Source organism: Phytopseudomonas argentinensis, assembly GCF_900113905.1.
GTDB classification, from domain to species: domain Bacteria; phylum Pseudomonadota; class Gammaproteobacteria; order Pseudomonadales; family Pseudomonadaceae; genus Aquipseudomonas; species Aquipseudomonas argentinensis.
The window spans coordinates 1,627,735-1,649,660 of record NZ_FORC01000001.1 but is presented as its reverse complement, the minus strand read 5'-3'; the positions used below and the strand labels follow the sequence as shown (position 1 = coordinate 1,649,660).

The window sequence follows — 21,926 nt, the reverse complement described above, 5'->3', positions numbered from 1 at the left end:
GCCATGTGCTCGCGCTGCATCTCGATCTGTTAGCTACGGCGCACCAGCAGCACACCCGACTCCATATGATGGGTATAGGGAAACTGGTCGAACAGCGCGCAGCGCTCGATGCGGTGGGTGTCGTGCAGCTGGGCGATGTTCTGCGCCAGGGTTTCCGGGTTGCAGGAGATATACAGGATGCGCTCGAAGCGGCGGGTCAGCTCGCAGGTGTCCGGATCCATGCCGGCGCGCGGCGGGTCGACGAACACGCTGCCGAAGTCGTAGCTCTTCAGGTCGATATCGGCCAGGCGGCGGAACGGGCGTACCTCGTTGAGCGCTTCGGTCAGCTCCTCGGCGGACAGGCGCACCAGGGTGACGTTGTCGATCCCGTTGTCGGCCAGGTTGGCCAGTGCCGCGTTGACCGAGGTCTTGCTGATCTCGGTGGCCAGCACCTTGCGCACGCGGGTGGCCAGCGGCAGGGTGAAGTTGCCGTTGCCGCAGTACAGCTCCAGCAGGTCGTCATCGCGCTGGCCGAGTACCTCGTAGGCCCAGCCGAGCATCTTCTGGCACACCTCGCCATTGGGCTGGGTGAAGGCGCCCTCCGGCTGGCGGTAGCGGAAGCTGCGGCCGGCGACCTGCAGTTCCTCTTCCACGTACGGGCGGCCGACGACGATGCGCTTGCCCTTCGAGCGGCCGACCACGCTCACCTGCAACTCTTCGGCAAGCAGCGTGGCAGCCGCTTCCCAGGCGTCATCCAGCGGGCGGTGGTAGCACAGGGTGATCAGCGCATCGCCAGCCAGGGTGGTGAGGAATTCGACCTGGAACAGCTTGAAGCCCAGCGTATGGTTGCCCTGCCAGGCGGCCTTGAGGCGCGGCATCAGTTGGTTGATGCGCAGGCTGGCGATGGGGAAATCTTCGAAGAAGATCGGGCTGTGCTTGTCGCCGGCCTCGAACATCGCGTAGTGACGGTTCTCGCTACCGGCCTCGCGCCACAGGCGGAATTCGGTGCGCAGGCGGTAATACTCGCGCGGCGATTCGAAGACCTCGGGCTCAGGCGCGGCGAACGTCGCAAGCAGTTCGACCAGGCGAGCCTTCTTCTCGGCGAGTTGGGCGTCGTAGGCGGCGGGGTCGAATGCGGGACGGCTCATCGGTCACTCGTGCGGCAGGAAAACGGGGCGCCATTGTAGCGATTCCGCTGCCGGCGTGCCGGTGTCGTCGATTATTGGTGGGGCGGGACGCGGAGCGTCCGGGGGCGGCGTTCCCACGCGGAGCGTGGGAACGATCAAACGATCTGATACTGCTTGGTTGAAGGCTCGCGAGCTAGAGCCATGCAAGGCCTCGGCGGCCCCGCAAAAACAGGCGAGGAAGCGGAATGTACTTTTGTACATGAGCATTACTCGCTTCGCTCGCCCTCCGGGCCGCGCTTAAGCGCGTTAGCCGCAAGCGGCTATCCGAGCCTGCTTTTAACGCCGCAGGGCCGACGCACAGCAGCCTTCTACTTAGAACAACGCCAGCTTGATCACGCAGAAGATCGCCAGCGCGACCAACATGCCATTTAATTCACGGAACCGCCCGGCCAGGGTCTTGGCCGCCACCCAGGTAATGAAGCCGAAGGCGATACCGGTGGCGATGGAGTAGGTCAGCGGCATCGCCAGGGCAGTGACTACTACCGGCGCGGCGACGGTGATGTCGCTCCACTCGATCTCGGCCATGCCCGAGGCCATCAGCACGGCCACGAACAGCAGCGCCGGGGCGGTGGCGAAGGCCGGTACGCTACCGGCCAGCGGGGCGAAAAACAGCGCGAACAGGAACAATACGGCGACCACTATGGCGGTCAGCCCGGTGCGCCCGCCGGCGCTGACGCCCGCCGCCGACTCGATGTAGCTGGTGGTGGTGCTGGTACCCAGCAGCGAGCCGCCCAGGGCCGCGGTGCTGTCGGCGATCAGGGCACGGCCCATCTTCGGCAGATGGCCGTCCTTGCGCATCAGCCCGGCCTTCTTGGCCACGGCGATCAGGGTGCCGGAGTTGTCGAACAGGTCGACGAACAGGAAGGCGAAGATCACGCTGATCAGGCCAACGTCCAGCGCGCCGGCGATATCCAGTTGCATGAAGGTCGGCGCCAGAGACGGCGGCATCGATACCACACCACCGAACTCGCTGACCCCGAGCGCGATGCTCAGGCCGGTGACCACAAGGATGCTGATCAGCACCGCGCCGGTGATGCGCAGGGCTTCCATGCCGATGATCAGGAAGAAGCCGAGGATCGCCAGCAGCGCGGCCGGCGAGCTCAGATCACCAAGGCCGACCATGGTGGCCGGGTTGGCGGCGACGATCCCGGCGTTCTGCAGGGCGATCAGCGCCAGGAACAGGCCGATGCCGGCGGCGATGGCCGAGCGCAGCTCCAGGGGGATGCTGTTGATGATCCTCTCGCGGATCTTGAAGATCGACAGCAGGAAGAACAGGCACGCCGACAGGAACACTGCCCCCAGCGCCACTTGCCAGGTGTGGCCCATGCCCATCACCACGGTGTAGGTGAAGAAGGCGTTGAGCCCCATGCCCGGCGCCAGGGCGATCGGGTAGTTGGCGATCAGGCCCATCACCGCCGAGCCAAAGGCCGCTGCCAGGCAGGTGGCGACGAACACTGCGCCCTTGTCCATGCCGGTTTCGCCAAGGATGCTCGGGTTGACGAACAGGATGTAGGCCATGGTCAGGAAGGTGGTGACACCAGCGAGCAATTCGGTGCGCACATTGGTGTTGTGTGCGTTGAGTTGGAACAGTCTTTCCAGCATGCGGAGCTCCGATGGCAGCGAACACGCGTTGAAGTATGCAGAGCGCAAGCAAAGCACTTCACGTGCCATATCGCGTTGCCGATCCACGAAAGCGCGGCATCATAGCAGCCCGCCCCAGGCCTCGGCAGCGGTCTCTGTCGGCAAGTTGGCAAACCGCGGCAAACCTCCTTTACCCAGCTGTGTCAGAGCGCTCTAATATCGCCCCGGCCGGCGCCTGACGCGCCGCGGCAAGGCACGCACAGGGAGGCTGCAACGCACATGATCATCGGAATCGACCTCGGCACCACCAACAGCCTGGTCTCGGTCTGGGACGGCGAGGCGGCGCGCTTGGTGCCCAATGCCCTGGGCCGTTTGCTGACGCCCAGCGTGGTCGGCCTCGACGACCACGACCAACTGGTGGTCGGCGACATTGCCCGCGAGCGCCTGCAGACCCATCCGCACCTTACCGCCGCGCTGTTCAAGCGGAACATGGGCAGCGCCCAGAGCACCCGCCTGGGGTCGCGTTCGTTCCGCCCGGAAGAGTTGTCCGCGCTGGTGCTGCGCAGCCTCAAGGAAGACGTCGAGCGTGCCTACGGGCAGCCGGTCAGCGAGGCGGTGATCAGCGTGCCGGCGTACTTCAGTGACGCCCAGCGCAAGGCCACGCGTATCGCTGGCGAGTTGGCGGGGCTGAAGGTCGAGAAGCTGATCAACGAACCGACCGCCGCGGCGCTGGCCTACGGCCTGCATCAGAAGGGCGAGGCGACCTTTTTGGTCTTCGACCTGGGCGGCGGCACATTCGACGTGTCGGTGCTGGAGCTGTTCGAGGGTGTCATGGAGGTGCGCGCCAGCGCCGGGGACAACTTCCTGGGCGGCGAGGACTTCGACGATGCACTGGTTGCCCACTTTCTTGGCGCCATGGCTGGCCAGGACCTGCCCGATCCGCAACAGCCAGCCATTTATCAGCGCCTGCGCCGTGAGGCCCAGCGGATTCGTCACGCCCTTGGTCAACATCCCGAGGCAGTGTTCCAGCTGCGTGAGGATGGTCGCGAGTGGACGCTGCCGCTGAGCCAGGACAGGCTGCTGAACATCTGCGAACCACTGCTCGAGCGCCTGCGCGCGCCCATCGAGCGCGCCCTGCGTGATGCGCGTATCAAGGTCGCCGACCTCGACGAAGTGCTGCTGGTCGGCGGCACCACGCGCATGCCGCTGGTGCGCAAGCTGGTGGCCAGCCTGTTCGGCCGTTTTCCGGCCATGCACCTGAACCCCGACGAGGTGATCGCCCAGGGCGCCGCCATCCAGGCCGCGCTCAAGGCTCGCGATGCCACGCTCGAAGAGGTGGTGCTCACCGACGTCTGCCCCTACAGCCTGGGCGTGGAGATTTCCAAGCAGGTGGGCACCCAGCAGCAGAGCGGCCATTACCTTCCGATCATCGAGCGCAACTGCGTGGTGCCGGTCAGCCGGGTGCAGAGCGTGTATACCCTGCATGACGGGCAGAAGCAGGTCAGCGTGCGCATCTACCAGGGCGAGAGCCGGCTGGTGAGCAACAACATCTTTCTCGGCGAACTGGACGTGGCGGTGCCGCCGCGCCCCGCCGGCGAAGTCTCGCTGGATATTCGCTTCACCTACGACATCAACGGCCTGCTCGAGGCCCAGGTGGACACACTGCTGACCGGCGAAAGCCACCGCCTGGTGATCGAGAACAACCCGGGCGTACTCAGCCCCGCGGAAATCGCCGAGCGCTTCGCCGCGCTGGAGGCGCTCAAGGTTCACCCGCGCGACCAGCAGGTCAACAGCGCCCTGATGGCGCGCATGGAACGCTTGTATCAGGAGTGCCTGGGTGACCTGCGTGAGCACGTCGGGCAACTGGCAGCGCACTTCGCCAGCATTCTGGAGCGCCAGGACGAGCGGGAAATCCGCGAGGCACGTGGTGAAGTGGCCGCGCGCCTGGATGCCATCGAACAAGGGTATTGATCAGTATGAATCCATGGACGCTGCTTGGCCTGGACGCCGACGCCGATACCCGCAGCATCAAGCGCCGCTACGCACAATTGCTCAAACAGCACCGTCCCGACGAGGATGCCGAAGCCTTCCAGCGCCTGCGTGAGGCCTACGAGCAGGCGTTGGCCCATGCTGCCGCCGAGGATCGGCCGCGGGATGCCGGCTCCGAGCAACGGCAGGCGCCTGCTGCGGCCTCGACGTTGGTGGTGGAGGGCCAGCCCGTTGTCGCAGCGGCCACTGAAGCGCCAGCGCATGCGCGCCTCAAGCAGTTGCTGGAGGCCAACGACTCGCTGGACGCCGCCCTGCAGCAGGCCCGCGAACAAGGGCTGGAGGCCGATCTGCAGCGTCATCTGCTGGCCCGCTGCGCCACCCTGGACGAAGAGGGGTTGCGCATTCTGCGTTGGGGCATGCAGCGCTTGCAGTGGCTGTCGCCCTGGCAAGCCGATTACCTGCCGCGCACCCACTCGGACGCGCTGGCCGCGCGCCTGTTGGCGCTGGAGCTGGAAACCCTGCAGCACCGCTTGCAGGCCGGCGAGGAACGCGCCGTCGTGGATGCCGCCACCGCGCTGCTGGCCAGCGACTGGCTGCAGTCGTTCGACCGCCGCCAGAAGCTGCAGGACGGCATGGTCTGGATGCTCGAAGTCACCGAACACTGGTCGGGCGGGTTGTTCGAGCGCCTGTGCCGGTTGTTCGGCTGGAACGAGGACAGCGGCGAGTTGCCGTGCTCCGTCGAGCGCTGGAACTGGCTGTGCTGGCGCTGCCAGCGCCACGCCGTGGGCCAGCGTGTGCAGCAGCATCTGCAACTGGATTGGCCGTTACGCGCTGAAGAGCGTGCAGCGTGGCTGCTGCTTAAGCCTATGCACGAGCGAGAAGCACGGGTATTGGCCGATCATTTCGACGACGAGGACTGGCAGGCCTGCCAGGGGCTGGACGAGCTGCTTACCGAGCGTCATCCCGAGCTGGTGGAACTGCTCGGTCTGCAGATCGATACAGATTGGCGGCGCTGGCAGCCGCGCCAATGGACGGTACCGGCCACGGTCTACGCCTGGCTTCTGCTGTTCACCGCCATGTTTGCCACCTCGTTGCAGGAGGCGCAGATGTCGGTGTATCTGGAACGTTCGAGCGGCTATCTCGGCCTGGGGCTCAAGGACCTGCTGATCAGCGTTGGTATGGTCGCCTGGATGGTGATGTTCGTCCGTGGCTGGAGCCGACTGGCCCGCTACCTGACGCGCCTCGACGTGCCGCTGAGTCGTGTGCTGCTTCCAGCTGGCTGGCGTGACCGTGGCGCCGGCATGCTGCTACTGCGCCACGGCCTGCCGGCCGCGTTCTTCGCGATGATCGTCGCCGCCTTCGCACCCAGCCTGGTATCCGGCTGGGTCGTATTCGGCGCTGCCTTGTTGCTGGAAGTGGTGTTCCTCGGCCTGGTCGGCAGCCGCCGTTCACCCTGGCCGCGCTGGTCGATGTGGCGCAACGGCGCCTTCAAGGTCGACTACAGCAAGAAGGCCGAGTGGTGAACCCCTGGGAAATGCTCGGTCTGGACGCTGAGGCCGAGCCGCGCAGCATCAAGCGCCGCTATGCACAGTTGCTCAAGCAAACACGGCCTGACGAAGACCCGGATGCCTTCCAGCGCCTGCGTGAGGCCTATGAGTGGGCGTTGGATTGGGCGCAGCGTTTTCAGAACGTAGAAGCACCTGCTGCTTTAGATGAGCCTTTTACGCCAGCGCTGATCAACGATGCACAGCACCTGACCGCACGGTTGACGGAAACCCAGCAACGTCAGCTTGACGAGCAGGCGTGGGTCGTCAGTCTGCTGCACAGCTGCGCTTCGCTTGATGAGGCGCTGCTTCAGGCTCGGGAGGCCGGGCAGGACAGGGCATTCGAATTGGAATTGCTGCGCCGCGCTCAGCTGCCCGGCGACCAGGCTGATGAAACCGTGCGCTGGGCCATGACGCAGCTGAGCTGGTTAACGCCGTGGCAGGCCGACTATCTGCCGATGCCGACGATGAACGCCCTGGCCGAGCGCCTGCTGAGTGCCGAATTGTGGCAATGGCATTCGCAATTGGAGTCTGAGCAGGATCAGGCGGTTCTCGAGTCAGTCAGGCAGTTGAAGAAGCAGCCCTGGGTACAGCCATTCGATCGCAGCAGTTATCTGCAGCAAGGCGTGCTGGCCTTGCTTGAAAGTAACCTTGGCTGGTCACTGAGCTTCTTCGATGAAATTTGCCGTCTGTTCGACTGGGACGAGGCACGTGGTCAGTTGCCCTGTGACGACGAACGTTGGGATGAGCTTTGTTTACGCCGCGGCGCCGTGGCGCTGCGCGCCGAGTTGCGCCAGTCTCTGAACGAAGAGCAGCCGGCCTCGCCAACTTCGCGTGCTGTCTGGTTTTTACTCAAGCCGATGCGTGAAGGCGAGCGCCGCAAGTTGGTGGACGGCTTCGATGATGTTGACTGGCAAGCCTGCGAAGAGCTGGCTTGGCGCGTCGAGCATCATGACGACCTGCTGAACTACTTTGGTTTGTCTTATCTGCTACGGTGGCGGGACTGGCGCCCGGGCAACGGCTGGGTGCAGCTGTATCCGGTGTTCTGGTTGTATCTATGCCTGATGATGTTCGTACTGAGCAGCCCATCCGAAAGCACGAAGGGCCTTGCCGTTACGGTGGTTGCGGTGGCGGCCCTCGGCACGGCGTTATTGGTCGTGTTCCGCTTGCTTATCAAACTCTGGAACAGACTGGCCAGGTGGTGCGTGGTTTTCGATATGGGCATCAGTCTGCGCTTGATACCGCCGCGTTGGGTGCGTGATGGCAGTGGCCTGCTGTTGCTGAGGCATATCGTGCCCAGTGCGGCGTTCGCGGCACTAACCGCTCACTGGGCGGCCGGCCCCATCGCATCCACAGTGCTGGCGCTGACGACGTTCATCCTGTGCGTGCAGTTCGTCGATGTTGCCGCGCGGGGTGGTGCCCCGGCTGCGTGGCTGGTCCGCGGCTGGCTTCTCTTGGCGTCCGTGCGCAAGCAGATCCTGATCTGGGTGTTGATTCTGGTGGCGGCCTTCGTGCTTTCGAAAGTGATCATCACGGTGAAGCAGAAGGACCGAGAACAGGCAATGCATCCTGCGGCGCTTTTGGAGGCTTGCAAGCTGCTTGGCTACACGACTCGCGAAGAGTGTATGCATCCCGGCAGGGCGAGCGGGGCTCGGCGGAACCCAGGTGAAACGCCTTCGGAAACGCAAGCGCCCTAGGGGCGCCAGGCTGAGAGCAAATTCCTGGTATCTGTCTAGGACGCTTTCTCATCCCCCACCAGCGGATCACGAATCCGATCCCGGCTCGACAGCGCCGGGAACAGCCTGATCCACAGCAGGCTGATGCCGATGGCGCCAACGCCGCCCATCAATACCGCCGGTACGGTGCCGAACCAGGCGGCGCTGACCCCGGCGCGGAAATCGCCGAGCTGGTTGGACGCGCCGATAAACAGGCTGTTCACCGCGCCGACCCGGCCGCGCATCTCGTCAGGTGTCTGCAGTTGCACGAAGGCGCCGCGGATCACCATGCTCACCATGTCGGCGGCGCCGAGCAGTACCAGGGTCGCCAGGCTGAACCACAGCGAGGTGGACAGGCCGAAGCCGATGGTCGCCACCCCGAAGATCGCCACCGAGCCGAGAATCACCGGGCCGACCCGCCGCTCGATGGGGTGGCGCGCCAGGTAGATCGACATCAGCAACGCGCCCACCGCCGGCGCCGAGCGCAGCAGACCGAGGCCCCAGGGGCCGGTGAGCAGAATGTCCTTGGCGAATACCGGCAATAGCGCGGTGGCGCCGCCGAGCAGCACGGCGAACATGTCCATGGAAATGGCGCCGAACACTTCCGGGCGGCTGCGGATGAAACGGAAGCCGGCCAGCAGCGATTCCACCGAGATCTTCTGCTTCAGCGGTTTCTGCTGCGAGGGCAGGCTGAGCATCAGGGCCATGGCGATCAGGTACAACATCAGAGCAGGGCCGTAGACCCAGGCCGGCGCCACGGCGTAGAGCACGCCGCCCAAGGCCGGGGATACGATGGTGGCGGTCTGCATTGCCGAGCTCGAAGCTGCCACGGCGGCGGGGAACAGGGCGGGCGGCACGATATTGGGCAGCAGCGCCTGGGTGGTGGGCATTTCGAACGCCCGGGCGGTGCCCATCATGAAGGCGATGACGAAGATCATCTCGCGGGTCAGGCTGCCGGTGCTGCTGCCCAGCAATAGGGTGACGGCTACGATGGCCTGGCCGCATTGGCACAGCGCGGCGACCTTGCGGCGGTCGAAGCGGTCGGCGACATGGCCGGTCAGCAGGATGAAGAGGATCTTGGGCAGGAATTCGACCAGGCCGACCAGGCCCAGGTCGAGCACGTTGCCGGTAAGGCTGTACATCTGCCAGCCAATGGCCACGGTGAGCATCTGGAAGCCGCTGGCAGTAAAGACGCGTGCCAGCCAGAAGCGAATGAAGGGCGTGTGATGACGCAGTAGCAACTGACCATGAACGGACATTGGGATACTTAGGCGGCTAACAACGTCCGCTTAGACTAGCACGTCCGCTGAAACATTTGGATGCAACATGTGATGTCTGACGACCAACGTCGCCGTGCTGCTTGCAGGCCAGGGGATGTGCACGAAGCGCCCGGTCAAAGGGTTCTCTTCAACCACATCTTGCTGGCCTAGTGGATCAGCCCGCTAAGCAGCCATAAGCCAAGCAGCAGCCAGATCAGCCCGCCGATCACCGAGCCCCGCATGAACGAGCGCACCGCGCTGTAGAGCAGAATCAGCCCGAGCAGCAGCACGGCGATGCTGAGCAGCGAGGGTGTGACTCCCAAGGCGCCAGACAAGCCATCGATGAAACTGGCCACGGCACCGGCAAGCATGCCGAATACGCCACTCAGGGCATCGACGATAAAGCGGATGAACGAGCCGAACGCTTCGCCCAGGGATTCGAAAAAGCCTTCTACGCGCATGCAGGGATTCCTGGAAACAGAAGGGGCCGCTGGCCCCAGGGTGCTGTCTATTGAGCTGCCGCCGGCAGGCGGAGTTCCCGCGATTCTGCTCTCGCCCTGCGCCGTGGACGCTCAGCTGCCGAGCATGGCCTTGAGCATGCCGGCCAGCCCTTCGAACGAGAACGGCTTGGCGATCATCTCCATGCCCTCGCCCAGGTAGCCATCGCGCATTTCGGCGCCCTCGGCGTAGCCGGTGGCGAACAGCACCTTGAGGCCGGGCTGACGCTGCCGGGCGGCGTCGGCAAGCTGCCGGCCGTTCATGCCGGGCAGGCCGACATCGGTAAGCAGCAGGTCGAGCGGCGCGTGCTGCTCGAGCAAACCGAGAGCGCTCTGGGCGTCGCTGGCCTGCAGCAGCTGGTAGCCAAGCTCCTCGAGTACCTCGACGATCAGCATGCGCACGACCCTGTCGTCTTCGACCACCAGAATGCGCTCACCGGTGCCGCGCGGAGCATCGCGCGGTGCGCTGTGCGGCAGGTCGGCAGGCGCGGCGATCAGGCGCGGCAGGTACAGGTTCAGGGTGGTGCCACGGCCGACCTGGCTTTCCAGGTGCAGGTAGCCGCCGGTCTGTTTGACGAAGCCATAGACCATCGGCAGGCCCAGACCGGTGCCCTGGCCAATGGGTTTGGTGGTGAAGAAGGGCTCGAATACGTGGCGGATGATTGCCTCTGACATTCCGCAACCGGTGTCGCTGACCGATAGCAGCAGGTAGTCGCCGGCCGGTACCTGATAGTGCTGCGCGCCGGCTTCGTCGAGCTGGGTGTTACGGGTCTCGATACGCAGCGTGCCGCCATTGGGCATGGCATCCCGGGCGTTGATGGCCAGGTTGATCAGCGCGTTCTCCAACTGGTGGCCATCGCTGCGGGTCGGCCACAGGTCGTCGGCCAGGTGGATGTCCAGCCTGATCTGCTCGCCCAGGGTGCGCACCAGCAATTCTTCGATGGCCCGCACCAGGCCGTTGACCTCGACCGCACGCATGTCCAGCGACTGGCGGCGGGCAAAGGCCAGCAGGCGGTGGGTCAGTGAAGCGCCGCGGTTGGCAGAGGCGATGGCCGCGTCGATGAACCTGCCCAGTTGCGGGTTCTCGCTGGCTGGCAGCTTGCGCTGGATCAGCTCCAGGCTGCCGAGAATGCCGGCCAGCAGGTTGTTGAAGTCATGGGCGATGCCGCCGGTGAGCTGGCCGATGGCTTCCATCTTCTGCGCCTGGCGCAGCTGTTCCTCGGCCTGGGTACGCTGGCGTATCGCCTCGCTGACCCGCTCCTCGAGGGTCTGGGTCAGCTGACGCAGGGCCAGTTCGGTGCGTTTGCGCTCGTCGATATCGATCAATACGCCGGGAAAGCGCAGCGGCGTGCCATCGGGCGCCAGTTCGCAGCGCCCGTTCGCCTCGATCCAGCGATAGCCGCCATCGGCCTGCAGCACGCGATATTCGGCGCGGTAACTGCCACCGTCGGCGATGGTACGTTCGATCATCGCGCGCACCAGGGGGCGATCCTGCGGGTGAATGGCGGTGGTCACCCGATCCAGCGCCATGCCGCTGGCCGCCTCCTGCGGTTCCGCGCAGAAGGCACGAGCGAAGCGCTCGTCGCCGGTCACGCGGTCGTTGGGAATGTCCCACACCCAGGTGCCGAGCACGGCGCCGGCATTGAGCGCCAGTTCGATACGCTCGTTGGCACTGCGCAACTCGGCTTCAGCCTGGGTACGCTGTTCGATGGCGACGATCTGATTGGTGGTTTCCACCACGATGCACATCATGCCGTGGGAATGGCCGGCGCTATCGAGCAAGGGGTTGTAGTACAGGTTCATCCACGCATCTTCCTGCAGGCCAGGGCGGTGCAGTTGCAGGTGGAGGTTTTCCTGGCACATCGAGCGGCCGCTCAGCCCCATGGCGAGCACATGCCGATTCCACTCGGCGATTTCCGGCCAGGCTTCTTCGGCGGGCAGGCCGAAGATCTGCGGATGCCGCTGGCCGGCGAAGGCCGCGTAAGCATCGTTGTAGATCAGCACGCCGCGGCTGCCGCACAGCAGCACGATGGGCGTCGGAGAGGAGAGCATCAGGCGTGTGCTGCTGATCAGCACATCCGGCCACTGCGCCAGCGGGCCGAGCGCCGTGGCTGCCCAGTCGAAACGCCGGATGAGGTCGACTGTTTCGCCGGACTGGCCGGCAAACAGGCAGGATTCGGGTGGCATGGCGGGCGTCGCGGACATGGATCGGGAGAGCCTATTCTGGTGCTCTGGCCGCTGCAGCGGCCCGGTGCTGGGGCCGGGCTCGCTGCAGCCGCTGCGCTGCTGGATTCAGGTGGGTTTGTTGCTGGAGAAGGCGTGTTGCAGCTTTTCCGCCAGTTCATCGCTACGGTAGGGTTTCTGCACGATGAATGCCGCATCGGCGTCCAGGCCGCCCAGCTCGGCGTAGCCGGTGACGAATACCACCGGCAGTTGCGGGTAGCGCCGTCGTGCCGCCTGAGCCAGCTCGGCACCGTTCATGCCGGGCATGGCGAAATCGGCCAGCAGCAGGTCGATATCGTGGTCGAGCTTGGCCAGGGCATCGCTGCCACTGTCGGCTTCGCGCACCTGGTAACCCAGTTCATCGAGGGTCAAGGCAGTGACTTCGCGCACCCGAGGGTCATCGTCGACCAGCAGGATGGTGCGTTGGTCACCGGGTTCGGCGACCGGCAGCGGCTGACTGGATACCTGCTGTTCGAGCGGGACTATATTGCGCAGCCCCGGCAGGTAGACCTTGACCGTGGTACCCACGCCCATCTTGGTGAGAATGCGTGCGCCGCCGCCGGACTGCTTGGCGAAACCGAATACCTGCGCCAGGCCAAGGCCCGAGCCTTTGCCGATCTCCTTGGTGGTGAAGAACGGCTCGAAGGCCTTGGCCAGCACCGCCTCGCTCATGCCGCTGCCGGAGTCCTGCACGGATAGCACCACATAATCGCCGGGCTCCGGATCCTCCGGGCGGCGCGGTGCCTCGCTGATCACCTCGTTGCTGGTGCTCAGGCGCAGTGTGCCGCCAACGCCCATGGCGTCGCGGGCATTGATCGCCAGGTTGAGGATGATCAGTTCGATCTGCGTCGGGTCGACCCGCGCGTGCCAGAGGTCGGTTTCGGTCGCGGTTTCGATCAGCACGCTACCGCCTAGGGTGCTCTTCAGCAGTTCGAGCATGCCCTGCACGGTTTCGCCCAGGTTGACCGCCTCCGGCACCAGGCGCTGGCGCCGCGAAAAGGCCAGCAACTGGCCGGTCAGCTTGGCGCCGCGCTCACCGGCGTCGGTGATGTTCTGCAGGCGCCCACGTGCCTTGTCCAGATTGCCCTTTTCCAGGTCGCGGATCAGGAAGCTGGTACTGGTCAGCACCACCGTCAGCAGGTTGTTGAAGTCGTGGGCCACGCCTGCCGTGAGCTGGCCGACCGCTTCCAGGCGCTGCATCTGCTGCAGCGTGGCTTCGACGCGCTCGCGTTCGGCGATCTGTTCACGCAGCTGCTGGTTGGTGGCCGCCAGTTCCTCGACCACCGCCCGCTCGTGGGTGATGTCGCGGACGGTGGCGTAGAGCAGGTCGTCATCCGGCACCACGATCCATGACAGCCAGTGGTAGTCACCGCTGGCGTGGCGCATGCGATTGACGAAGCGCACCGAAACGTTGCTTGAGGTCACGCGGGCGATGTGCGCCTGGGTGTCGTTCTGGTCGTCGCTGTGCACCAGTTCCCACAGCGGGCCCTGGGTCAGTTGCTGGCGTGTCCAGCCGAGGGTTTGCTCCCAGGCGGGGTTGAGGGCGCTGGGGTGCATGTCGAAGCGCAGCACGGCCAGCAGGTCACGGGACAGCTCCCAGTTGCGGTCGCGCTCGCGGGTACGCTTTTCGACACGCTCGCCGAGCACGTCGTTGAGGCGCAGCAGGGCCTCGTTGGCCTGCTTCTGCTCGGTGATATCGTGCAGCACGCCAAGAAAACGGGTGCACTTTCCGTCATCGAAAAACGCCTGGCCGCGAGCGGAAATCCAGCGTTTGCTGCCATTGCTCAACGGCAGGCGGAATTCGGCCTGGAACTCGTTGCCGGTATCGCTGGCCAGCGCTTCATTGACGCGCTTCTTGAGCTGGGCACGGTCGTCCGGGTGGCAGCGGCCCAGGAACATGGTCATGTCGACCTCGGCGTCCGGCTGCAGCTCGTAGAGGGCACGGCAGCGCTCGTCCCAGATCAGCGTATCGGTGGCCGGCACGTAATCCCACATGCCCATGCGCGCCGCACCGATGGCCAGCCGGGCGCGGGCCTCGACGGCCTGCAGGGTGTCTTCCACACGGCGCCGCTGCTCACGCTCGTTGACCTCGGCCATGGCACGGTCGATGGCCTTGGGCAGGAAGGGCAGGTTCTGCTTGAGCACGTAATCTACGGCGCCCAGGCGCATCATCTCTACCGCATGCTCTTCACCGAACATGCCGGAAAGAAAGATGAATGGCGTTTCCGGCGCCAGGCGCCGCGCGACTTCCAGCGCTTGGGCCCCCGACGAGCCTGGCAGCAGGTAATCGGAAATGATCAGATCGAAACGTTCATTGTGCAAGGCACGCTCGGCAGCCTCATGGTCGTAGACCAGCGTGCTGTCGACCAGCAGACCGTTGCGTTCCAATGCGAGCAGGGCCAGTTCCGCGTCATGCGGACTGTCTTCGATGAACAGCAGTTTAAGAGGCACGAGCGGCATGGAAAGGTCGTCGATTACGGTCTGTGGTAGGCCTGTGTATCACGCGCAGATCAGCTGGCATCAAGTGTCGCTGACTGGTTGCTCGTCATCCGCGGCGCGTCGCTGCAAACGCAGGGAACCCGGAGGCGGCTCGTTGAGCACCGCCCAGAATACACCCAGGTCGCAGATGGCCGAGACGAAGGCCTTGAATTCGACCGGTTTGACCACGTAGGCGTTCACGTTCAATTCGTAGGCGCGCTGCAGGTCGGGCCCCTCGCGCGAGGAGGTCAGCATGACGATCGGGATGCTGCGCAGGTCGGGCGATTCGCGCACCACCTTGAGCACTTCCAGGCCGTCGACCTTGGGCAGCTTGAGGTCGAGCATCATGATCGCCGGGTTGCCGGGCAGCCGGTCTGCGTGGTCGCCGCGGCGGAACAGGTAGTCCAGTGCTTCGGCGCCATCACGCATGATGATCACATCGTTGGCCAGTTGGCTGCGCTCCAGGGCAATCAGGGTCAACTCGAGATCATGTGGATTGTCTTCGACCAGCAGAATCGGTTTGAGCATTAAAGTCCTCGTCCCGTCACGACATGACGGGGTGTTTGCGTTTTGGGAGTGCGAAATAGAAGGTCGCACCCTGATTGATCTTGCCCTCGGCCCACACCCGCCCGTCATGCCGCTCGATTATACGGCGCACGCTGGCCAGGCCGATGCCGGTGCCCTCGAACTCTTCCATGCGATGCAGGCGCTGGAATACGCCGAACAGCTTGTCCACGTATTCCATATTGAAACCCACGCCATTGTCGCGCACAAAGACCACCACTTCGTCCTCGGTTTCCTGGGCGCCAACGACGATTATCGCCGGATCGCGTTCACGACTGTACTTGATGGCATTGGCCAGCAGGTTGCGCAGCGCCAGGTGCAGAAACGCGGCATCGCCGACCACGCGCGGCAATGGCTGGATATGCCATTCCAGGCTTCGACTCTGATAATCGGGTTTCATTTCCTCGCGAATCGATTCGACCAGCGCCTGCAGGTTGACGTCGGTGAAGCGCAGCGCCGAGCGGCCCATCTGCGAGAAACTCAGCAGGTTGTCCACCAGGGTGCCGGCAAAGCGCGCCGATTCGGCGATGTGCTCAAGAAAGCGCACCCCGCGCTCCGACAGCTTGGCGCCTTCGAAATCACTGAGTAGCTCCGCATACCCGGCAATGTGCCGCAGCGGCGCGCGCAGGTCGTGGGACACGCTGTAGGAGAAGGCTTCCAGCTCCTTGTTGGTTTTCTTCAGGTCACCGGCCAGCTGGGCCAGCTCCTCGGCCTTGCGCAGCACGATACCGAGCACCGCATTGCGCAGCTCCAGGGCGCTTTCCGGCTCCTGCTCGTGCCAGGGCGTGGAGAAGCCGCTGATTTCTTCCTGCCAGCGCGCGAAGCTGTTGCGGGGGCTGAGTGCGCCGCTGGCGCTGACGGCTTTCTCGGGCTTGCCGGCCCATTGCACGACACGCTTCTGTTCCTGCTTGAACCAGATCAGGTAGTGCGAGTGCAGCTCGGAGATGGCCACGGCCAGCAGGCCGCCGACGTGCTTGCAGAGCTCGGGCAGCTCCGGGATATCGCGGCCGACGTTGTCGGTGTGGTACAGGTCTTCACCTTGGCGAGTGGCCAGCCATTGCACCAGGGCGTTGACCTGGTCGCGTGGCGGTGTCTGCCCGATCAGGTCGCAGTGCGAGGCCGAGATAATCGCCGCACCGCTGGCCTGGGCGAAGTCGAGAAAGATCTCGGGCAGCGACAGCAAGCCTTCGCTGACGCTGTCGCGGTCGGCCATCGCCGAGAGCATCTGCACGATGTGCTTGCGCAGCTGCAAAAGGTGCTGGGTGCGCGCATGGGCGATCTTCGCCTCGATCTGCAGCGACAGCATGCGGCCGAGCAGCTCGCAGGCGGTGCGCGTCTGGAACCCTACCGAACGGGCGCTGGCGTGGTGGCAGGAAATCAGCCCCCACAGCTGGCCCTCGACCACGATGGAGATCGACATCGAGGCGATGGTCTGCATGTTGCGCATGTACTGCAGGTGCACTGGCGACACGCTGCGCAGGGTCGCATAGCTGAGATCCAGCGGCTTGCCGGTCAGCGGATTGAGGGCCGGGCGCAGCGGCGAGGGCTGGTAGTTGGCATCCTCGATCACGCGGATGCGGTTGGCCACATACAGCTGCCGGGCCTGGGGGGGAATATCCGAGGCCGGAAAGCTCAGGCCCTGGTAGCTGGGGTAGCCCTCGTCCAGGCATTCGGCGAGCACCAGGCCGTTGCCTTCGGCATCGAAGCTGTAGATCTTCACGCGGCCGAAACCGGTGATGCGCTTGACCTCGGCCACCGACAGCTGGCACAGCTCGTTGATGTCAGCGGCGCCCTGCAGGTGGCCGATGAAGGTACGCACCATCGGGTACAGCGTGTTATAGGCCGTGACCACGTTGTTGATGGTCTCGAATTCGGCGATCAGCACCTGGTCGAAGCGGTGGGCGACCATGGCGGTCAGTTCGCCGCGGCGGCTGCCCTGGCGAAAGCGCACGTCGCCGATATGAAAGGGCGTGGTGTCTTCGTCGGAAAGCTGTGCGAGGCGTTCGGCCAGCTCGCTGCCTTCGTCGAGCAGCTCGCCCAGGTGCAGGCCCAGCAGTTGCTCGGGCGCCAGGCCGAGCCAGTCGGCAACGTTCTCGCTCACCTGCAGCACCGTCAGCGCCTGCTCGTCGAACACCATCAGAAATCCCTGGGGCTGAATGCTGCCCGGAATATGGATGGGTTCCTTCGCACAATTGGCGATCGCGGTGCTCAACGAGGTGCTGCTTTCACTGGGCGCCAAGGTCATCTCCTTCGATTCCAGGCCAGTCGGCGTGGACGGTTCCGCGGGGCCGCAGGCGGTGATGGCTGGCCACCATCGACTCCACGCTGGGCACTTTCTTGCGGCAGTCTGCACGGTCTTTTCAACCGGGTAAACCGTCATGCGCGACAGCCGCCAGGTGCCTGATCCGCGGTCAGCCTGGAACTTTGCCTGCGGCCGTGTTTCTGAAGGCGGTCTTGTCTGCCGCTTAATTGCAATGTTGCTCAGGCACCCTGTCTGCAAATCTGGATTCGAGAATCGCCATGCTATCTGTCGCCAAGCGGGCTTTTACCCGCGTGCCTGCCCTGCGCCCATGGGTATGGATGCTATTCGTGAGCCTGCTGGTTGCCGGTTATCAGATGCGTGCCCTGCACCTGGATGACCGCCTCTATTACTGGCTGACCACCCCTGCCGTGTCACAGTGGGCACCGGACAGCCTGCTGGGTCGTGACTACAAGGTGCAGGTGGATGCCAAGGTAGTCGGTGGGGTGCAGAACAACCTATCCGGCATCACCTACGACGAGCAGCGCGACCACCTCTGGGCGGTGCTCAACAACCCCGAAGAACTGCTGGCCATGAGCAAGGAAGGCGAAGTGCTGGCCCGCTATCCGTTGAGCGGCTTCAGCGACGTAGAGGACGTCACCTATCTGGGCGATGGCTTGCTGCTGTTGGCCGAGGAGCGCGAGCACAGGCTTGTGGTGGTGCCCGTGCCCACCCGGGCGGGGGCGCTGTTTCGCGAGGATTATCACGGCCTGACCCTGGGCATCCAGCGCGGTGGTAACCAGGGGTTCGAGGGGGTGGGCTATGACCGGGCACGCGACCGGCTGTTCGTCGCCAAGGAGCACTCGCCGATGAAGCTCTACGAGATTCGCGGGCTCAAGAGCAGCTTGAACGGCAATTTCGGCCTGGAGATCATCGACCAGCAGGACTGGATTCGTGATTCGGTATTCGCTTCGGACCTGTCATCGGTGCATTTCGATGCGCGCACCGGGCACCTGGCGCTGCTCAGTGACGAGTCGAAACGGATCATGGAGCTCGATGGCGACAGTGGCAAGCTGATCAGCTTTCGCAACCTGAACGATAATTTCGCCGGCCTTGGCAAGTCGGTGCCACAGGGCGAAGGCATGACCTTCGATGACCAGGGCAACCTGTATATCGTCAGCGAGCCGAACCTGTTCTATCGCTTCGGCCGCGGCTAACGTGCGGCACCGGCAGGTTTAACGGGCTGCGGGTTCGCTAGCGCGGCGGATACTGGCCGAGTATCCGGCCAACGGTTTCACGTATCTGCGCTTCACGCTCGGCCGGGTTGCCGGCGGCTTCGCGCACGATGCGCTCGTCGCTGCCGCGCCATACCAGCTTGCCATCCTTGCCATCGAACAGGTCGACCTGCACGGTCGCCACCTTGTAGTCGAGGGTACGGGTTTCGTTGTAGGTCGGGCCGCCCCAGTAAGGGCCCCAGTAACCGCCAAAACCACCGCCAAATCCACTGCTGACCTGCTGCTGGCGGTCCTCGACGACCAGCCACACTTGTACCTTCAGGTCGCTCTGGGCGCCACCCGCCGCCGGACGCAGGCCGCGTTGATCGAGTTGATCCGCCACAGCGCTGCGCAGGCGTTGCTCGGTAAGGTCGCTGCGGATGCGCGGGTCGTCCGGCTTGTACTGCACCGCCGGCTCCTGCCAGCTCCAGCTGCGGTAGCCGGCGAAGTCACGGCTGGCGTCGAAGTCGCGGTTGATCTGCTGGCTCTGGCAGGCGCCGAGCATCAGCAGGACGGGAAGCATTAGCAGAGGCAGGCGGCGCATTGGTGTTCTCCCGAGTCCATCGATAGTGTGGTTCATGCCGGCGGGTATTCGCCGAGGGCGTCACTGACGGCCTTGCGCAGGGCCTCGGCGCGCTCGGCCTGGCTGCCGCTGCTGCGCATTTCCGCCTGGCCGCTCCACACCTGTTCGCCGCTGCGCCCGTCGAAGAGGTCGATGCGTACCACCACGACCTCTTCTTCATAGGTGCGGGTCAAGGGCACACGAGCCCCTACGCCGACGCCGTTGCCGTAGTAGCCGCGGTTGCCGAAGCTGCCGTAACCACCGCCGTAGTAGGGGTCATAGCTGTCGGCGACCTGGCGCACGCGGCGTTCCAGGCGCGTGTCGGTACGTACCTTGAGGTCGGCCGCGGCAGTGCCCTGGGCCGGGCGCAGGCCGCGCTGGTCGAGGGCATTGTTGAGGGCGTCCTGCACCAGGTCGGCGCTGGCCCAGGCGCTGCCGGCCGGGCGCTGTTGCCAGGCCCAGCTGCGGTAGGCCGCGTAGTCGCGGGGGGCGGCGGGGTAGGCGCTGCGGTCGAAATGCGTGGCTGCACCCGGTGGGGCGGGCGGTAGCGGCACCGAATCGGTGGTGTAGGGGTTGTGACTCTGGCAGGCCGCCAGAGCGGTGGTGAGCAGCAACAGCGCAAAGCGTTTCATGACGGTTCCCCTGGCAGAGCAGGCGTTAGCGTGGCCGACAGATCCAGTGCAGGTAACGGCCCAGGCCGGCGAAGGCCGGGTGGCGACGGTGCGCCAGTTCCATTTCCAGCAGGTCGGCAAGCTGCGCCTTGGCCTGGAAATCCCGTGGCATGTAATCGTGGAACACCCGTACGCCGCTCCTCTGTTCGACCTGCCAGCAGGCGGCAAGTTGCGATTCGAGTTGCCGTGGGTCGAGCGGGCGCTGGGGCGTCAGGCTCTGTTTCTCACCGGCGAATTCGTCCTTGCGTAGTTTGCGCAGGTGGCCCTTGAGCAGGTTGCGGTAGATCAGCGCGTCCTTGTTGTAGAAGGCCAGTGACAGCCAGCCATCGTCGCTGGTCAGATCGCGCAGCGCGGGCAGGATGGCAGCCGGTTGCTCCAGCCACTCCAGCACCGCATGGCAGATGACCAGGTCGAATGGCGCGGAGAAGCGCCCCGGCAATTGCTGCCACGGCGCGTGGATGAAGGTGGCTGCCACGCCGGCCTGGGCGAAACGCTCGCGGGCCCCCGCCAGCATGGGTTCAGCGGGCTCTGCCAGGGTCACCTGGTGGCCGCGCTCGGCCAGCCACAGCGCCATGTGGCCCAGGCCGGCGCCGACATCCAGTACCCGCAACGGGCGCTCGGGCAAGGCCTCGGTGAGATCGGCCTGCAGCACGGCAAGACGGATGGCGCCCTTGGCGCCGCCGTAGATCTTCTCGGCGAAGCGGGTCGCCAGTTCATCGAAGTGCCGGTCGCTCATCAGGCGAAGCGCCGTTCGCTGTCGGCCAGTTTGGCCCGTACCACCTGCTCCATGTCCAGGCCCAGTTCGCTGCACAGCAGGAGCAGGTAGAGCACCACATCGCCAATTTCCTGGCCGGCATGGGCGAGCGTGTCGGCCGGCAGGCGGCGCGACTGATCTTCACTGAGCCACTGGAAGATCTCCACCAGTTCGGCCATTTCCACGCTGGCGGCCATGGCCAGGTTCTTTGGCGCATGGAATTGTCGCCAGTCGTTGCGATCACGAATGGCGTGCAGGCGGGTGGTGAGTTCGGTGATGTTCATGTGGCGTCCCGTGGGCAGAGGCCGCACATTCTTTCATGGGCGACGAGTCCCGTCCAAAGGGCTGCGAGCCGGCTGGACGCAGGCTGGGCTTGCACGCGAGGTGGAGCAGCCGAGACCACTTGCCAAGGGACAGGGTCGACGTGCGTAGCGTTGGCCGTGAGGCTAGATGACCTGCCAGCAGCCGGCCATATGCGCCACGTCCTCTGTGCCCAGCACGTCGAACTGGCCTTCTGCCGCTGGCAGACTGGCGCGCATGCGCAGGGTGGCGGGCAGCAGTACCGGCTTCTGGAAGCGCACCTCGACGCTATAGCCCGAGGCTGGCAGATGGGCTTGCAGCGCCGCCAGGGCCCGCGCCTTGTTCCACAGGCCATGGGCGATGGCACGTGGGAAGCCGAAGGGTTTGGCGCTCAGCGCTGACAGGTGAATGGGGTTATAGTCGCCGGACACGCGGGCATAGTGGCGACCGATATTCCCCGGCGCCTGCCAGTGATCCAGGTCGTCCATCGGCAGGCTGACCGACTCGCTGCGGCCGACGGTCGGCCCGTCGAGCTTCACACCCCGGCAGAGCAGGCGGCTGTCACCTTCCCAAAGCAGGCCGAGCTGGTCCTCGAGCCGGGTGATGACACTGAACACCGCGCCCTTGTCGTGGGGCGCCAGGTTGCTGGCTTCCACGCTGAGGGTAAAGGGCCCGAGGCCGGCAAGCTGGCGAACCACTCGGATACGGTTTTCCAGGTGCACCAGGCCGAGCAGTGCAAAGGGGAATTCCGGCTCGGTGAGCAGCTTCATCTGCAGGCTGAAAGCCAGCACATGGGGGTAGGTGGCGGGCAACCGGGCATCGTCCGTGAAGCCGCACAGCTGGCGGTAGCGGGCCAGGTGGCGTGTATCCACGCTGACCGGGCAACGCAGGCCACGGTGTGGCAACACCTTGCCGGTGATACCACGGCGTGTGGCCGCGCGCAGGAGCAAACCGGGCAAGGCCGGTGGGGTGGGCAGATCGAGCCATTCGGTTGCCATCGTGCGCTCCGGTACGAAATATGGTTCAGGGTACTCTCGTCGAGATTTAGGACATTGGCCAGCGTCCATTGGTGCCGGCTTCGCAAACGATTGCCTGCGCCACGAGCATGGA

General features: G+C 64.8%; 17 protein-coding genes. 4 read left to right on the top strand and 13 right to left on the bottom strand.

The features are described 5' to 3' along the window. Positions 1-29: 29 nt before the first annotated feature. Both trmA and BM154_RS07530 read right to left on the bottom strand, forming a co-directional pair. A complete protein-coding gene (trmA, locus tag BM154_RS07535; RefSeq protein WP_074881855.1) occupies positions 30-1,127 on the bottom strand; it encodes a tRNA (uridine(54)-C5)-methyltransferase TrmA in 1,098 nt (365 codons plus the stop codon). A gap of 351 nt (positions 1,128-1,478) precedes the next feature. Next, entirely contained in the window at positions 1,479-2,768 is a 1,290-nt protein-coding gene (locus BM154_RS07530) for an NCS2 family permease (RefSeq protein ID WP_074881853.1), read from the bottom strand. 258 nt (positions 2,769-3,026) lie between these two features. Between BM154_RS07530 and BM154_RS07525 the strand changes: the two genes are divergently transcribed. The 3 genes from BM154_RS07525 to BM154_RS07515 are packed head-to-tail and all read left to right on the top strand — an operon-like array spanning position 3,027 to position 7,977. After that, positions 3,027-4,718: a molecular chaperone HscC gene (locus tag BM154_RS07525; protein WP_074881850.1), complete on the top strand. Its 1,692-nt coding sequence runs from the start codon at positions 3,027-3,029 to the stop codon at positions 4,716-4,718. A 5-nt stretch (positions 4,719-4,723) separates the two neighbouring features. Next, a complete protein-coding gene (locus BM154_RS07520) occupies positions 4,724-6,259 on the top strand; it encodes a J domain-containing protein (RefSeq protein WP_074881847.1) in 1,536 nt (511 codons plus the stop codon). Further along, complete coding sequence (locus BM154_RS07515) at positions 6,256-7,977, top strand: J domain-containing protein (RefSeq protein WP_139225399.1); 1,722 nt, start codon at positions 6,256-6,258, stop codon at positions 7,975-7,977. The genes BM154_RS07520 and BM154_RS07515 overlap by 4 nt, the downstream gene beginning before the upstream one ends. Before the next feature lie 35 nt (positions 7,978-8,012). On the opposite strand, the gene BM154_RS07510 is transcribed toward BM154_RS07515, so the two are convergent. From BM154_RS07510 to BM154_RS07485, 6 genes are all read right to left on the bottom strand, one after another. Continuing rightward, positions 8,013-9,254, bottom strand: coding sequence for an MFS transporter (locus BM154_RS07510; RefSeq protein WP_074881841.1), 1,242 nt, complete (start codon positions 9,252-9,254; stop codon positions 8,013-8,015). 167 nt (positions 9,255-9,421) lie between these two features. Beyond that, a complete protein-coding gene (locus tag BM154_RS07505) occupies positions 9,422-9,715 on the bottom strand; it encodes a hypothetical protein (RefSeq protein ID WP_070886050.1) in 294 nt (97 codons plus the stop codon). Between the two features lie 111 nt (positions 9,716-9,826). After that, positions 9,827-11,938 (bottom strand): hybrid sensor histidine kinase/response regulator, encoded by a 2,112-nt coding sequence (locus BM154_RS07500; RefSeq protein WP_074881839.1) that lies wholly within the window; start codon positions 11,936-11,938, stop codon positions 9,827-9,829. Positions 11,939-12,043: 105 nt separating this feature from the next. Then, a complete protein-coding gene (locus BM154_RS07495; RefSeq protein WP_074881836.1) occupies positions 12,044-14,434 on the bottom strand; it encodes a response regulator in 2,391 nt (796 codons plus the stop codon). A gap of 60 nt (positions 14,435-14,494) precedes the next feature. Further along, the gene (locus tag BM154_RS07490) at positions 14,495-14,980 is read right to left on the bottom strand and encodes a response regulator (protein WP_074881833.1); all 486 of its coding nucleotides are present in this window, start codon (positions 14,978-14,980) and stop codon (positions 14,495-14,497) included. 16 nt (positions 14,981-14,996) lie between these two features. Beyond that, positions 14,997-17,255: an ATP-binding protein gene (locus BM154_RS07485; RefSeq protein WP_425272822.1), complete on the bottom strand. Its 2,259-nt coding sequence runs from the start codon at positions 17,253-17,255 to the stop codon at positions 14,997-14,999. Positions 17,256-17,536: 281 nt separating this feature from the next. On the opposite strand from BM154_RS07485, the gene BM154_RS07480 reads away from it, so the two are divergent. Then, positions 17,537-18,472, top strand: coding sequence for an SdiA-regulated domain-containing protein (locus BM154_RS07480; RefSeq protein ID WP_074881828.1), 936 nt, complete (start codon positions 17,537-17,539; stop codon positions 18,470-18,472). A gap of 37 nt (positions 18,473-18,509) precedes the next feature. Here the strand turns inward: BM154_RS07480 and BM154_RS07475 are convergent, their stop codons facing one another. From BM154_RS07475 to BM154_RS07455, 5 genes are all read right to left on the bottom strand, one after another. Continuing rightward, on the bottom strand, positions 18,510-19,073 hold the full coding sequence (locus tag BM154_RS07475) for a DUF4136 domain-containing protein (protein WP_074881826.1): 564 nt from the start codon (positions 19,071-19,073) through the stop codon (positions 18,510-18,512). 32 nt (positions 19,074-19,105) lie between these two features. Then, the gene (locus BM154_RS07470) at positions 19,106-19,723 is read right to left on the bottom strand and encodes a DUF4136 domain-containing protein (RefSeq protein WP_074881825.1); all 618 of its coding nucleotides are present in this window, start codon (positions 19,721-19,723) and stop codon (positions 19,106-19,108) included. 25 nt (positions 19,724-19,748) lie between these two features. Continuing rightward, on the bottom strand, positions 19,749-20,498 hold the full coding sequence (locus BM154_RS07465; RefSeq protein ID WP_074881822.1) for a methyltransferase domain-containing protein: 750 nt from the start codon (positions 20,496-20,498) through the stop codon (positions 19,749-19,751). Next, a complete protein-coding gene (locus tag BM154_RS07460; RefSeq protein WP_074881819.1) occupies positions 20,498-20,800 on the bottom strand; it encodes a MazG-like family protein in 303 nt (100 codons plus the stop codon). Before BM154_RS07460 ends, BM154_RS07465 begins: the two co-directional genes overlap by 1 nt. Before the next feature lie 162 nt (positions 20,801-20,962). After that, entirely contained in the window at positions 20,963-21,814 is an 852-nt protein-coding gene (locus BM154_RS07455) for a MaoC family dehydratase (protein ID WP_074881816.1), read from the bottom strand. Positions 21,815-21,926 lie beyond the last annotated feature (112 nt).